Source organism: Streptomyces sp. MUSC 14 (assembly GCF_001866675.1).
Lineage (GTDB): Bacteria > Actinomycetota > Actinomycetes > Streptomycetales > Streptomycetaceae > Streptomyces.
The window spans coordinates 133,629-147,814 of sequence record NZ_MLYN01000013.1; the positions used below are offsets into that span (position 1 = coordinate 133,629).

Below are 14,186 nucleotides of genomic sequence, written 5' to 3' on the forward strand. Positions count from 1 at the left end.
CCTCCGGAAGAAAGGTGTGTGTCATGCGTGTACTCCTCGTGGGCGCGGGTGGTGTCGGAACGGCCGTCACCCGGATCGCGGCCCGTCGTGACTTCCTCGGTCACATGGTCGTCGCCGACTACGACCTCGCCCGTGCCGAGGCCGCGGTCGCGGCGCTGGGGGAGCGGGGCGACCGGTTCGGCGCGCGGCGGCTGGACGCCTCCGACCAGGACGCGGTGCGCCGGCTGCTCGTCGACGAGCGCTGCGACGTCCTCCTCAACGCCACCGACCCCAGGTTCGTGATGCCCCTCTTCCGAGCCGCCCTGGAGGCCGGTGCGCACTACCTGGACATGGCGATGTCACTGTCCGCGCCGCACGGCTCGCGTCCGCACGAGGAGTGCGGTGTGAAGCTCGGCGACGAGCAGTTCGCGCTGGCCGCGCGCTGGGCCGAGGCGGGACGGCTGGCCCTGGTGGGCATGGGCGTCGAGCCCGGCCTGTCGGACGTCTTCGCCCGCTACGCGGCCGACGAACTCTTCGACGACATCGAGGAGATCGGCGTCCGGGACGGCGCGAACCTGACCGTCCAGGGCTACGACTTCGCACCGTCGTTCAGCATCTGGACGACGATCGAGGAGTGCCTGAACCCGCCGGTGGTCTACGAGAAGGAGCGCGGCTGGTTCACCACCGCCCCGTTCAGCGAGCCCGAGGTCTTCGACTTCCCCGAGGGCATCGGTCCCGTCGAGTGCGTCAACGTCGAGCACGAGGAGGTGCTGCTGATCCCGCGATGGGTGGACGCGCGCCGGGTCACCTTCAAGTACGGGCTCGGCGCCGACTTCATCGCCAAGCTGAAGACGCTGCACGAACTGAGCCTGGACTCCACCGCCGAGGTGACCGTGCGCGGCGACGACGGACCGGTGCGGGTGTCCCCGCGGGACGTCGTGGCCGCCTGCCTGCCCGACCCGGCCGGCCTGGGCGACCGTATGACGGGCAAGACCTGCGCGGGCACCTGGGTGAAGGGCACCAGGGGCGGGGCGCCGCGCGAGGTGTACCTCTACCACGTCGTCGACAACGAGTGGTCGATGCGGGAGTACGGCTCTCAGGCCGTGGTCTGGCAGACCGCGGTCAACCCGGTCGTCGCGCTGGAACTGCTGGCCACCGGCGCCTGGTCCGGCACGGGCGTCCTCGGCCCGGAAGCCCTGCCCCCACGCCCCTTCCTGGACCTGCTCACCGAGTACGGCTCGCCCTGGGGCCTGCGCGAGGAGAACTGACCGGCCGGTCCGAACCGAGGCCCGGCGGCGCCCGGTTCAGCGGCCGAGCGCGCGCTTCAGCTCCTGCTTGGTCATCGAGGAACGCCCGTGCACGTGGCGCTTCCTGGCCTCCTCGTACAGCTGGTCCTTCGTCGGGCCCTCCGCTCCGCCGTGCGAGCGCTGTCCGCCCCGCTCGTACGCCGACTTCGGATCGCGGGTGGACGTCCGGCTCGCGCTCTCGGCCTCGCCCGACCTGGCCCGCTCCTTGTTCACGGTGCGCGCCGCGATCTCCTCGGCCCGCCGCGTGGACTCACCGCGCTGCTCGGCGCTTTTCTTGATGTGCTCGTACTGGCGCTCACGCTTGGCGCTCGATCCCGCAGGCATGTCGGCTCCTTCCTGTCCGGATCCGGTCCCTGTTCGGATCCGGACACACGGGTACCCCCGACAGCGGACGCGTCACGCCGGCGTCAGGCCCGCGTGCCGCCGATCGGCGGGCCGGCCGTGGTCCTGCCGTGCCTGCGGTGCGCACCCGTGCCGCGCCGGTGGTGTGCCGCGCCGCCGAAGGTCATGGCCATGCCCAGGCAGAAGATCAGGGCCAGCGCCAGGCCCGAGCAGAAGAGGGCGAGCGGGCCGAGGCTGGCGATGTCGTGACCGAGCACCGACACCGTGTGGTCCGGGCCGCCGGACATGTTGTCGCTGATCGCCAGCGCCGTGAAGGCACCGGCCCCCACGATGAGGAGCAGTCCGAGGAACAGCATCCGATTCATCTCCTCTCGTCTCCCCGCGGAGTCGTCGGGCCGCCGTTGCGGAGTCGTCGTTCCCTTCGGGTACCGAGTACCTGGAACAGGGCGCACCACACCGCGGCGGGACAGGCGGGGGTTCGCGGCCGCGGGCTAGGCGACCCGGTACTTCTCCGCCGTGTCCCGGCGCAGGGTCAGGCCGAGCCCGTGGCCCTGCTCGGGCCGGACCGTGCCGCCGGCGGGGTCCAGCGCGCCGGCGAAGAACATCGACTCGATCCGCACATGGTCGTGGAACCACTCCAGGTGACGGAAGTTGGGGATCGAGGCCGCCGCCGCGGCATGGACGTGCGGGGCACGGTGCGCGGAGACCTCCAGCCCGTGGGCCTGGGCGAGGGCGGCGGCCCGGAGGAACTCGGTGATGCCGCCGCAGCGGGTCGCGTCGACCTGGAGGCAGTCCACCGCGTGTGCCGTGATCAGCCGGGCGAAGTACGGCAGGTCGTAGCCGTACTCACCGGCCGTCACCTCGCACGGCAGGGTGTCGCGCAGCAGCCGCAGACCGGTCAGGTCGTCGGCGGACACGGGCTCCTCGAACCAGGTCACGCCGTACTCGGCGAGCCCGTCTCCGACGCGCAGCGCCTGCTTGCGGGTGTAGGCGCCGCCGGCGTCGACGTACAGCTCGGCCTCGGGGCCGACGGTCCGGCGCGCCGTACGGACCCGGGCGAGGTCCCACCGGGGTGCGCGGCCCCAGTCCTCACCGATCCTGATCTTGACGCGGGGGATGTGCCGGGCGTGCACCCAGTCGCCGAGCTGCTCGGCGAGACGCCGGTCGTCATAGGTCGTGAACCCGCCGCTGCCGTACACCGGCACGTGGGTGCGGGCCGCGCCGAGGAGGCTGACCAGGGGGAGGCCGAGCAGACGCGCCTTGAGGTCCCACAAGGCGATGTCGAGGGCCGAGATGGCGCACGCGGTCACCCCCGGCCGCCCTGCGTCGCGGACCGATCGGCACATCGCGTCGTGCAGGGCCGGTATGTCCAGCGGGTCGTGCCCCTCGACCAGGGGTGCGAGGTGCTCGCCGAGCATCAGCCCGACGGCCGCCGGACCGTACGTCCAGCCCGTGCCGGTCACGTCCCCGGCCGAGGCCTCGGCGATCACCATCGTCGTCGAGGCCCAGGCCAGCGTGCCGTCGGCTTCGGGGGCGTCGGTCGGCACCGTGTAGACGGACACCTCGGGGCGGCGGAGTTTCATCGTTTTCCTGCCGGGGGCGACATCTCGGAGTCTCCCGATCGGCCGGTGTCACCACCGGTACCAATGAGCCCTGCCGCCGCCCGCCGCGCCGCGGACCAGGAAGCCCAGCAGCCATACGACGAGAACCGCCAGGGCGATCCACCAGAGAACCTTCACGGCGAAGCCGAGGCCGAAGAGAACGACTGCCAGAAGCAGTACGAGAAGGATGGGAACCATGACGTGAACCTCCTGACCCCTTCGAGTTCCCCGGGATACGGAGATCACGCGTCGGCCGGTCCGCCGGGTGACCCGGGCAGGACGGCGAGGGGCAGGCCGGGTCGCCGACGCGGATCGGGTTCGGCCACCGGCCTCGGGGGAAGGGGCCACAGTGAGTGTTTCGGACAGGAGGCACATCCGTGGGAGCGACGTCCCCGTCGCCCGGATGCGGCCGTTCCGGAACGCGGTGGCTCGTCCACTGTGATCGTTCATCCCTCGCGCAGGAGAGGTGCGACGCACCATGCGAACCCGAACGAGCGCGCAACACCATCCGCACGACGACGCCCCGGACACCGGGCATGCGTTCCGGCGGCTCGCCGCACTGCCTCCCGGGCACCGACGTGACATGCTCCGTGAGGAACTGGTCGAGGCCTGGCTGCCGATGGCCGAGAGAATCGCGAGCCGGTTCCGCAGCCGTGGCGAGAGCTACGAGGACCTGTGCCAGGTCGCGGCCCTCGGGCTGGTCAAGGCGGTCGACCGCTACGACCCGGGGCGCGGCCACGCCTTCGAGAGCTATGCCGTCCCGACGGTGACGGGAGAGATCAAACGGCACTTCCGCGACCACATGTGGACCCTGCACGTGCCGCGCCGGGTCCAGGACCTGCGCAACCGGGTGCGGACCGCCTGCCAGGACCTGTCGCAGAACGTCTCGGACCGCCGGCCCAGCGTCAGTGAGATCGCCGAGTACACGGACCTCAGCGAGCACGACGTCCAGGTCGGGCTGGAGGCGCTGGAGAGTTTCAGCGCGCTGTCCCTCGACGCCGAGGCCCCCGGCAGCGACGCCGGCTGCTCCCTCGGCGACGCGCTGGGCGCGTGCGACCCGGCCCTCGACGTCGTCGTGGACCGCGAGGCCGTCAAGCCCCGTCTGGAGGCCCTGCCCGAGCGCGAACGCACCATCCTGTACATGAGGTTCTTCAAGGACATGACCCAGAGCCGCATCGCCGAACAGCGCGGCATCTCACAGATGCACGTCTCGCGCCTGATCAACCGCTGCTGTCACCAACTGCGGGACGAGGTGCTGCAGGACGTCGCCTAGCAGCGTGCCCGGAGGCCTTCCGCGGGTCGGTGGCGTCTGTTGCGCGGGGTGGCTTCATGCCGACGGGCGGGTTTCTGGAGGCGGACCTTGGACCACGGCCACCCGATGGCCTGGATCCGGACGTTCGGCGCGCCCCTCGCCGTGGGAGCGAGCGTCTGCCTGGGCAGACGCTGACGCCGTGCGGCGGGGCGGTGTCCGACGCCGCGCAAGGGTGGCACAGCTCTCCCGGGAAGGGCACGATGGATGGGCCGGGAGAGTATGTGAGAGGCGCACTGCGCGTCGGACTCCGGAGGGGTTGATGACCACGGACGGCGGCCCGGCCGGGGCCGACGGTGAGCGCATCCATGAGCTGGAGGAAGAAGTCGACCAGCTGCGGCACGCCGTCAGCTCGCACGCGGTCGTCGACCAGGCGATCGGGATGATGGTCGCGCTGGGCCGGGTCGGACCCGAGCAGGGGTGGGCCGTGCTGAAGGACGTGTCCCAGCACACGAACATCAAACTGCGCCACGTCGCCGAGATGATCCTCGTCTGGGGACGGCAGGGGGAGATCTCCCCGGAGATCCGGGTCGAACTCGAAGAGGCCCTGGACCGGCACGGGCCCGCGCAGATTCCGGGCGCGTCGCCCACGGACTGAGCCGGCCCGGACCCCTCGGCGACACGTGCCGCGCGGGTTCGCGGCGTATCTGCGTCCGCGGTCCGACTCCACGTCGCCGCTCTCTCTGTCACGCTGTCGCTGCGGCGACCTGACCGGGCCGGGTCCTGCCGTCGGGGGAACGCACGCGGACGGGGGAAGCATGGCCATGGCACAGCGCATCCCGAGGTTCTCGCTCGACGGCGTCCCGGACGCCGGCACGGCGCACCATCCGTTCACCACCGAGGACGGCCTGGGGCTGGGCCTGACACGGTTCCGGCGGGGCGAGGGCGCCGATCCACGGATTCACCGACGTCTGGGTGCTGGACTCCCGGATGAGCAACCGCTTCCCGTCGGAGATAGGACGCTGGCAGAATATTTCGGTAGCCGATGTAATATGGATGTATGGCCACCGACATGAATCCCCCCGCGTCCAAGCGACGCTGGCCTGCCCTGCTCACCGTCGAGCGTCCCCGTCCGGAAGGGATACGGTCGCGGCCGGGCGGCTGGTGGCTGGCCGTGGGCGCCGTGTGCTTCGGCGCCTTCATGGGCCAGCTGGACGCCAGCATCGTGACGCTGACCTACGGCAGCCTGCGCGCCGGGTTCCGTACGTCGCTGGCGGCGGTGGAGTGGGTGTCGCTGGGCTATCTGCTGACCCTGGTGGCACTCCTGGTGCCGGCCGGGCGGCTGGCGGACGCGCACGGCCGCAAGCTGTTGTACCTGTACGGGTTCGCCGTCTTCACCCTGGCCTCTGCCGCCTGCGGCTTCGCTCCCTCCCTGCTCGCGCTCGTCGCGTTCCGGGTGGTCCAGGCGGCCGGAGCGGCCATGATGCAGGCCAACAGCGTGGCCCTGGTCACGACCAGCGCACCGCGCGAGCGGATGCGCAGCGCCCTGGGCGTCCAGGCGGCCGCCCAGGCGCTGGGGCTGGCGCTGGGACCGACGGTGGGCGGGGCACTGGTGTCGACGCTGGGCTGGCGGTGGGTGTTCTGGGTCAACGTCCCCGTCGGCGTGATCGCACTGGTCGGGGGCCACTATCTGCTGCCCCGCACCCGGACGCGTACCCGTGTCGCACGCTTCGACTGGTGGGGGCTCGTCCTGCTGGCCTCGGCGACCACCGGCACGCTGATGGGTGTCTCCGCGGCGTCCGGGCTGCCGGTGCCCGGCTGGGGCGTGGCCGCGCTGTTCGCGGTGGCGGCCGTGACGGGCTGGGGGTTCGTCCGCCGCCAGCGCGGGACGACGGAGCCCCTGCTCGACCTGGCCCTGCTCCGGGTGCGGACGGTGACGTTCGGACTGGCGGGCGCGCTCAGCGGCTATCTCGTGCTGTTCGGCCCACTGGTGCTGGTGCCCGTCGTGCTCACCGCGCGGGGCACCTCGGAGCTGACCGCCGGGCTGGTGCTGACGGCCCTGCCGACCGGGTTCGCGCTGGCCGCGACGGGCGGTGACCGGCTGCTGCCGCGAGGTCTGCCGGACCGCGGGCGCTGTCTGGCCGGGGCCGCGCTGTTCCTGGCCGTGTCGGCCGCCTTGCTGGTGGTCCCGCTGACGGCTGCCTGGCTGGTGCCCGTGCTGGCGCTGACGGGGCTGGGTCTCGGGACGTTCACCCCGGCCAACAACGCCATGATCATGGGCGCGATACCGGCCGGTTCCTCCGGCACGGGCGGCGGTCTCGTCAACATGACCCGTGGCCTGGGCACGGCACTCGGCGTGGCCCTGGTGACCCTCGCCCTGCACCTGGCGGGCAGCGCGGGCACACCATCCGGAGCGCGCTGGGCGGCCGTCGTCCTCGTCGCGGCCTCGGCGATCGCCGTCGCGTCGGCGTGGCTGAGCCCCCCTACGGAACGGAAGGCGTGATCAGGGGAGATCAGAGGAGGGGGAACACCGTGCGGCCCGGCGCGTCGCCGTCAGCCCTGCTTCCGGTGCGGCGTGCCGACCGCGGGGGACTGCGCCCCGCCCTCGTCGGCGCCGGGCGGGTACGGGGCGTCGTCGTCGCTGCGCGGGCGGCGGCTCGCGAGCAGATAGACCAGCGCGCCGGTGAACAGGACGATCGAGACGTAGTCGTTCAGCCGCAGGCCGAGGAAATGGTTGGCGTGGTCGATGCGCAGGGCCTCGATCCAGGCCCGGCCGGTGGTGTAGGCGAGGACGTAACAGGCGAACAGCCGCCCCCGGCGCAGGCGCTGGTGGTGGCGGCGGTCCAGCCACAGCAGCAGCGCCATGACGCCGAGGTCCCACAGCGACTCGTACAGGAACGTCGGGTGGTAGAGACCGATCGTGGGCATGTCGGCGGGACGGTGCGCGGGATCGATCTGCAGCGCCCACGGCAGGTGGGTGGGGCGGCCGTACAGCTCCTGGTTGAAGTAATTGCCCCAGCGGCCGATCGCCTGGGCCAGCACCAGCCCCGGTGCGACCGCGTCGGCGAAGTCGGACAGCTTGATGCCGCGGCGTCGGCAGCCGAGCCATGCGCCGACCGCGCCGAGGGCCACCGCGCCCGGGATGCCCAGGCCGCCGTCCCAGATGTAGAGGGCGCGGATGGGCTGCTTCCCGGCGGTGAAGTACAGCTCCGGGTCGGTGATCACGTGGTACAGCCGGCCACCGAGGACGCCGAACGGCACGGCCCAGATGGCGATGTCGGCGATGTCCTCGCGGCGTCCGCCCCTGGCCTCCCAGCGGCGGCCGGTGAGCCATACGGCGGTGAAGATCCCGGCCAGGATGCACAGTGCGTACGCGCGGATCGGCAGCGGTCCGAGGTGCCAGACCCCCTGCGAGGGACTGGGGAGGTACGCCAGGTTCAAGAGACAGACCGTTTCTCACACGTACGGAACCCGGCTCACGAGCCGGGGGCGGATCCCGTCGACGATACATCGGTCACCGAAGCTTTCGGTAAGGAGGCGGCGTCGGCGGACCGGGCGTCCGACCGGCGGACCGCGGAACCGCACCCGCAGGCCGCCCCGTTACCCTTGCCCCATGCCCGCGCAGCCCCGTACCGAGGTCTCCTCACCTCCGGCTGGCCCCCTCGGCCGGGAACCGGAGGCCCGCCAGCTCACCGAGGCCGTCACCCGGCTCCGGCGCGCGCTGCGCTCCTCGATCCGCACCGACTACCCGTGGGAGACGCTCCCCATGGCGCAGGTCGAGCTGTTGCAGGTGCTCGGCGAGCACTCGCCCGCGCGGATCAGTGACCTCGCCGCCCGCCGCAGGCTGGCGCCGAGCACGGTCAGCGGGCTGATCGGGCAGATGATCACCGCCGGACTGGTCACCCGTGACGTCGACGCCACAGACCGCCGGGCCTCCGTCGTCGCCCTCACCGACGCCGGCCGCGAGAAGCTCGCCGCCTGGACGACCGCCCACGAACGCCGCATCGACGCCGCCCTCGCCGCCCTCGACGACAGTGCCCGGGCGGCCATCAAGGACGCGCTGCCCGCCCTGTTCCAGCTGGCCGAGCACCTCGGCGAACCGGCCGACGGCGCGGCGGAGGACTGACAAGGACCGGGAGACGTCCGTCCGCCCACCCGCCGCACAGGGGCGAGTGGGCGGACGGGCTCAGACCTGTGCGTGGTCCGGGCCGGGCTGCGGCAGCGGCGGGAGCCGTTTGTCGTAGAGCCAGGCGCGCAGCAGGGGCTCCAGCTCCGCGGGCCGGGACCGGCCGGCGTGGGCGATGAAGGCGGCGGTCCCGGCGCTCCTGCCGCGATGCCGCTCGTGCCAGCCGCGCAGCATCGCGAAGAACCGCTCGTCACCCAGCGTCAGACGCAGCGCGTGCAGTGCGCACGCGCCCCGGTTGTAGACGCGGTCGTCGAAGATGCGGTGCGGCCCGGGATCGGCCGTCCGCAGGTTCTGCGCGCCCTTCGCCATGGTGTGCCAGGCCTGACGGGCGATGTCGTCCGCCGAGTCCTCGCCGATGTGTTCCGACCACAGCCACTCGCCGTAGGTGGCGAAGCCCTCGTTGAGCCAGATGTCGCGCCAGTCCCGCAGGCTCACGCTGTTGCCGTACCACTGGTGGACGAGTTCGTGGGCGACGAGGGTCTCCCAGGTCCGGTGGCCGTCGACGTGGTTGCGCCCGAAGACGGAGACCGTCTGGTTCTCCACGGGCTCGTCCAGCTCCGCGTCCACGACGACCGCGCCGTACGTCTCGAACGGATACGGCCCGAACCAGTCGGTGAACGCGCCGAGCATGGCGGGCTGACGGCCCAGATCGTGCCGGGCGGCGCCCGCCAGCCGGGCGGGGAAGGCGTTGCGTCCGGCGATCCGGCGGCCGGTCGCGGAGTCCCGGGCCTCCCAGGTGTCGTAGGCGAAGCGGCCGGTGTAGAGGGAGGCGAGGTAGGGGGCCATCGGGCCCGGGTGGTGGAAGGTCCAGCACTCGGTCGACCCCGCCTCGCTCCGCTCCAGCAGCGTCCCGTTGGCGAGCACCTGATGACCGCGCGGCACGGTCACCCGGAAGGTGAACTCGGCCTTGTCGTCCGGGCGGTCGTTGCACGGGAACCACGACGGGGCGCCGAGCGGCTGCGAGGCGACCAGCGTCCCGTCGTGCGCGTCGCCCGTGCGGTCCCAGCCGATCTGCCCGAACGGCGTGCGCAGCGGACCCGGCCGGCCGCCGTAGCCGATCTCCACGCTGAAGGGGGTACCGGCGCGGAGCGTGCGCGGGGCCGGCAGGACCAGCTTGTCCCGCCGTCGGCCGGGGCGTACGGCGGTCCCGTCGATCCGCGCGTCGTACACGGTCAGCCGGGCGAGGTCGAGTTCGACCTGCGGCAGCGTCCGGTCCGCCACCGCCTGGATGTGCGCCCGCCCGTCGAGCCGGCCGGCGACCGGGTCGTACGCCAGGTGCAGGTCGTAGGCGAGGGTGCGGTGGCCGTACGTGCCATGGCTCGCGAAGTAGCGTTCGGCCTGGTGCGGCAGCTGGTCCGCGGCCGTCGCCGCGAGCGGGGCGAGCGCCGCGCCGCGCAGCAGCGCCCGCCGGGTGCACCACCTCATGCCGCCTCCCCACCGGCGAGCGGGGCGGCGGGCGCGGTCGCGTCGGCGCCCGCGATGGGGTTGCCGGCCCAGCGGGTGCCGTCCGGCACGGTCTCGCCGCGCATCACGAGCGAAGCGGCGGCGATGGAGGCACCGGCGCCGATCGTGGTGCCGGGCAGGGCGATGCTGTGCGGGCCCAGGGAGGCACCGGCCGCCAGCTCCACGGTGTCCATCCGCATGATGCGGTCGTGGAAGAGATGGGTCTGCAGCACACAGCCGCGGTTGACGCTGGCGCCGTCGCCGAGGGTGATCAGATCGGTCTCCGGCAGCCAGTAGGTGTCGCACCACACACCGCGACCGATGCGCGCGCCGAGGCTGCGCAGCCACCAGTTCAGCACGGGGGTGCCCACATGCGCGCCCGCTCCCCACGGCACGGCCAGCACCTCGACGAACGTGTCGAACAGCTCGTTGCGCCACACGAACGGCGACCACAGCGGGCGTTCGCCGACCCGGAACCGGCCCACCAGCAGCCACTTGGCGCCGGTGGTGACGAGGCACGCGGCCAGGCCCGCGGCCATCAGCAGCGGGGCGGCGGTGAGCGCGGCCAGGGGCAGCCCGCCGAGGTCGAAGAACCGCTGCTCGCCGAGGAACAGGCCCTCCGCCAGCACCATGCCGAGGATCACCGGCAGCAGGCGGCACAGCTCCACGGCCGCGCGGGCCGCCACCAGCCGCCGGGGCGGGGCGAACGTGCGCGCCGGGTCGCCGGATTCCGGCAGCCGGGGCAGCGGCATCGCGGGCCGGCCGATCCAGGACATGCCGGGCTCGCCCTGCACCGGCGCGTCGGACAGCACCCCGACCAGCGCGTGGTCGGCCACCTCGCGACCCGGTCCGACGATGCCGGAGTTGCCGACGAACGCGCGCTCGCCGACCCGTACCTTCCCCAACTTCAGCCAGCCGCCGCGCAGTTCGTACGGCGCGACCAGTGTGTCGTCGGCGAGGAACGCCCCGTCGTCGACGCGGAGCAGTGACGGCAGCGGCAGCACCGTGGAGATCTCGGTGCCGCGGCCGACGCGGGCGCCGAGCAGCCGCAGCCAGGACGGCGTCGCCAGGCTCGCGTACAGGGGGAAGTAGCCGCCCCGGGCGCCGTCGAGGATCCGTGTCACGAGCCAGGCCCGCCAGGCCACGCCGCCGTCCGCACGGTGCATGCCGGGCTTGATCGACCGGTTCAGCAGCCGCACGGTCAGCGCGGTGAGCAGCAGCCCGGACACCATCGTCATGAGGGCGAACAGTGGTGCCGCGGCGAGCAGGTGCCCCGCCGCCCCGGACAGCGTCGGCGTCGTGCGGACCAGCAGCCAGGTGAGGAACAGGGCGGGGGCCGCCGCGAGCAGCGAGGTCAGGGGCAGCACGGTCAGGGACAGCGCGTAGGCCAGGTGCCAGCGGCGCCGGCGGTCCGTCGTCGGTGCCGGCCACCCGACACCCGCGAGACGCTCGGCGGGCTCGGCCGGCCGGGCCGGGGAGCCGGTCCACACCATGCCGTCCGGGATCCGCTCGCTCAGACAGCTGCCGGCGGTCAGTTCCGCGCCGCGGCCCACGACGGCACCGGGCAGCAGCGTGCTGCGGTGACCGACCCGTGCGCCCGCCCCGACCGAGACCGGGCCGACGTGCAGGGTGTCACCGTCGAGCCACCAGCCCGCGATGTCCGCCTCCGGTTCGATGCTGCACCCCTCGCCCAGCTCGGCGAGGCCCGTCACCGGGGGCATCGTGTGCAGCTGTACGTCACGCCCGGTGCGGCAGCCCAGGATGCGGGCGTACAGGACCGCCCACGGGGTGCCGAGCAGGGACGGTACGCCGAACGTGGCGACCGCCCGTTCCGCGGTCCACAGCCGCAGATGCGTGCTGCCCCCGCGCGGGTGGGCGCCCGGAGTGATCGAGCCGGCCAGGGTGCGGGCGAGGACCGCGCCGACCAGACAGCGCACCGGCGAGCTGAACAGCACCACCCACCCGGCCAGGACCAGCCACCACGACGTGTGCGGCGCCCAGTGGTGCGGCGCGATCCAGCCGAGCACGTTGTCCGCCGCCGCCAGTCCGACCAGTCCGCGCAGGCCCGTGACGGCGTAGCCGGCCATCTGCACGAAGAACTGCACGACGGCGGTCGTCCGAGGGATCGGGCGGACCTCGCGCACCTCCTGCGTGGTCCCGGCGAGCGAGTCGAGGTGGTCGGCCATGCGGTGCAGCACCGAGTGCCGGTAGAGGTCGGCGACGGACAGCCCCGGATACTCCTCGCGGAGCATCGAGGCCATCCGGGCCGCGGTCAGACTGGTGCCGCCGAGCGCGACGAAGTCGCTGTCCGGGCCGGGCCGCAGCCCCAGCAACTGCTCCCAGACGTCCGCCAGCCGCGCCGCCGTACCCTCCAGCGGGTGGTCCGCGTCACCGCTGTCACTCTCGCCGCCCGTCAGGGGGACCGGCCAGGGCAGGGCCGCGCGGTCGACCTTCCCGGAGGCGCGCGTGGGCAGCGTGGTCACCTCGGCGAGCACCGGCACCAGCGCCGCGGGCAGTTGCTCGGCCAGCAGCGCTCTGGCCTTGGCGGCGTCGAACCCGGACCGCCCGTCGGCGCCCGCCTCCGGTACGACGTACCCGACCAGGATCGAGGCACCGGCGGCCGTCGGCTGCACGGCCGCGGCCGCTCCGCGCACGCCGGGCAGGGCGAGCAGGGCCGCGTCGATCTCGCCCAGCTCCACGCGCCGTCCGCCGAGCTTGACCTGGTCGTCGACGCGGCCCAGGAAGACCAGTCCCGCGGCGTCGGCGCGCACGAGGTCGCCCGAGCGGTAGGCGCGCGGCGAGTCCAGCGCGGCGCACGGCCGGAACCGCTCCGCGTCCTTCACGGGGTCGAGGTAGCGCGCGGTACCGGCGCCGGCGATGACCAGTTCGCCCTGCTCCCCGTACGCGACCGGTTCCCCGGCCTCGTCGACCACGGCCAGGTCCCAGCCCGCCAGCGGCAGGCCGATGCGCACGGTGCGGCCGCGCCGCAGCGGGGCGGCGCAGGCCACGACGGTGGTCTCCGTGGGGCCGTAGGTGTTCCACATCTCCCGCTCGGGACCGGCGAACCGCTCGACCAGGCCGGGCGGACAGGCCTCGCCGCCCAGGATCAGCAACCGCACGCGGCGCAGGGCCTGTTCGGGCCACATGGCCAGCAGGGTCGGCACGGTGGAGACGACGGTGATGCCCCGCTCGTCGAGCCAGGGCCCGAGTTCGTGGCCCGCCCGGACCAGGGCGCGTTCGGCGGGTACCAGGCAGGCGCCCGAGCGCCACGCCAGCCACATCTCCTCGCAGGAGGCGTCGAAGGCGACGGACAGCCCCGCGAGGACCCGGTCACCGGGGCCGAGCGGCCGGTCGCGCAGGAACAGCCGCGCCTCGGCGTCCACGAACGCGGCCGCGGAGCGATGGGAGACGGCCACGCCCTTGGGCGCGCCGGTCGAGCCGGAGGTGAAGATGATCCACGCGTCGTCCTCCGGAGCGGGCGCGCTGCGGCCCGTCGCCACTCCCGACGCGACGGCCGCCCCGGCGGGCTGCGGGTGGGGTCCGAGGACGAGACACACCCCGGCCTCGCGGAAGACGGTGGCGGCCCGCTCCTCGGGGTCGTCCGCGTCGACCGGTACGTAGGCCGCTCCGCAGTGCAGTACGGCGAGGATCGACAGATACAGTTCGGCGGTGCCCGAGGGGATCCGGATCCCCACCCGGTCGCCGGGGCCGACGCCCTGGCCGGTGAGCTGCTGGGCACGGCGGACGACCTCGGCGGACAGCTCGCGGTAGGTCAGTATTTCCGCGCCGGTGTCCAGAGCCGGGGCATCCGGATTCCGGGTGACCGTGGTGTGCAGAACATCGACGAGGGTACGCGGCGACGAGGCGGCCGCGGAGCGGAAGAGAGCCTGATTCCCAGGCGACCCGAGGGGTAGGTGTGACGCATCGAATGCGGGCGAAGACAAATTCGTGCCTCTGGTGTGCGGTGCCAACGGATGCGAAATCCATTACGACTTGTGAGACGTGCTTCTGCCGCGAAACGTTCACCAACTCATTGCAATTAATACACGGCCGGCCCATGGGGGGAAATTGGTGAAGTC

The 14,186-nt window shown here is 73.0% G+C and carries 12 protein-coding genes; 5 read left to right on the forward strand and 7 right to left on the reverse strand.

The genetic code is table 11. The features are described from left to right. Positions 1–23 precede the first annotated feature (23 nt). Positions 24–1,247: a saccharopine dehydrogenase family protein gene (locus tag BIV25_RS06725; RefSeq protein WP_071371225.1), complete on the forward strand. Its 1,224-nt coding sequence runs from the start codon at positions 24–26 to the stop codon at positions 1,245–1,247. A gap of 36 nt (positions 1,248–1,283) precedes the next feature. Here BIV25_RS06725 and BIV25_RS06730 read toward each other — a convergent pair whose 3' ends face one another. The 4 genes from BIV25_RS06730 to BIV25_RS06745 all read right to left on the reverse strand — a co-directional run bounded on the left by BIV25_RS06730 (position 1,284) and on the right by BIV25_RS06745 (position 3,427). Further along, a complete protein-coding gene (locus tag BIV25_RS06730) occupies positions 1,284–1,610 on the reverse strand; it encodes a plasmid stabilization protein (RefSeq protein ID WP_071371226.1) in 327 nt (108 codons plus the stop codon). An 83-nt stretch (positions 1,611–1,693) separates the two neighbouring features. Then, positions 1,694–1,984: a hypothetical protein gene (locus BIV25_RS06735; RefSeq protein ID WP_071371227.1), complete on the reverse strand. Its 291-nt coding sequence runs from the start codon at positions 1,982–1,984 to the stop codon at positions 1,694–1,696. 135 nt (positions 1,985–2,119) lie between these two features. Next, the gene (locus BIV25_RS06740) at positions 2,120–3,211 is read right to left on the reverse strand and encodes an enolase C-terminal domain-like protein (protein ID WP_071371228.1); all 1,092 of its coding nucleotides are present in this window, start codon (positions 3,209–3,211) and stop codon (positions 2,120–2,122) included. A 48-nt stretch (positions 3,212–3,259) separates the two neighbouring features. Next, entirely contained in the window at positions 3,260–3,427 is a 168-nt protein-coding gene (locus BIV25_RS06745; protein ID WP_071371229.1) for a hydrophobic protein, read from the reverse strand. A gap of 280 nt (positions 3,428–3,707) precedes the next feature. Here BIV25_RS06745 and BIV25_RS06750 point away from each other — a divergent pair, with 280 nt between their 5' ends. The 3 genes from BIV25_RS06750 to BIV25_RS06760 all read left to right on the forward strand — a co-directional run bounded on the left by BIV25_RS06750 (position 3,708) and on the right by BIV25_RS06760 (position 6,981). Next, positions 3,708–4,502, forward strand: coding sequence for an RNA polymerase sigma factor SigF (locus tag BIV25_RS06750; protein WP_071371230.1), 795 nt, complete (start codon positions 3,708–3,710; stop codon positions 4,500–4,502). Between the two features lie 298 nt (positions 4,503–4,800). After that, positions 4,801–5,136 (forward strand): ANTAR domain-containing protein, encoded by a 336-nt coding sequence (locus BIV25_RS06755; RefSeq protein ID WP_071371231.1) that lies wholly within the window; start codon positions 4,801–4,803, stop codon positions 5,134–5,136. Between the two features lie 402 nt (positions 5,137–5,538). Beyond that, complete coding sequence (locus tag BIV25_RS06760) at positions 5,539–6,981, forward strand: MFS transporter (RefSeq protein WP_256255643.1); 1,443 nt, start codon at positions 5,539–5,541, stop codon at positions 6,979–6,981. A gap of 50 nt (positions 6,982–7,031) precedes the next feature. On the opposite strand, the gene lgt is transcribed toward BIV25_RS06760, so the two are convergent. Continuing rightward, the gene (lgt, locus tag BIV25_RS06765; RefSeq protein ID WP_071371232.1) at positions 7,032–7,919 is read right to left on the reverse strand and encodes a prolipoprotein diacylglyceryl transferase; all 888 of its coding nucleotides are present in this window, start codon (positions 7,917–7,919) and stop codon (positions 7,032–7,034) included. Between the two features lie 172 nt (positions 7,920–8,091). Here lgt and BIV25_RS06770 point away from each other — a divergent pair, with 172 nt between their 5' ends. Beyond that, on the forward strand, positions 8,092–8,604 hold the full coding sequence (locus tag BIV25_RS06770) for a MarR family winged helix-turn-helix transcriptional regulator (RefSeq protein ID WP_071371233.1): 513 nt from the start codon (positions 8,092–8,094) through the stop codon (positions 8,602–8,604). A gap of 60 nt (positions 8,605–8,664) precedes the next feature. Here BIV25_RS06770 and BIV25_RS06775 read toward each other — a convergent pair whose 3' ends face one another. Further along, entirely contained in the window at positions 8,665–10,089 is a 1,425-nt protein-coding gene (locus tag BIV25_RS06775) for a M1 family metallopeptidase (protein ID WP_079176466.1), read from the reverse strand. Continuing rightward, positions 10,086–14,051, reverse strand: a complete 3,966-nt coding sequence (locus tag BIV25_RS06780) for a Pls/PosA family non-ribosomal peptide synthetase (RefSeq protein WP_071371234.1) — start codon at positions 14,049–14,051, stop codon at positions 10,086–10,088. Before BIV25_RS06780 ends, BIV25_RS06775 begins: the two co-directional genes overlap by 4 nt. Positions 14,052–14,186: the final 135 nt, after the last annotated feature.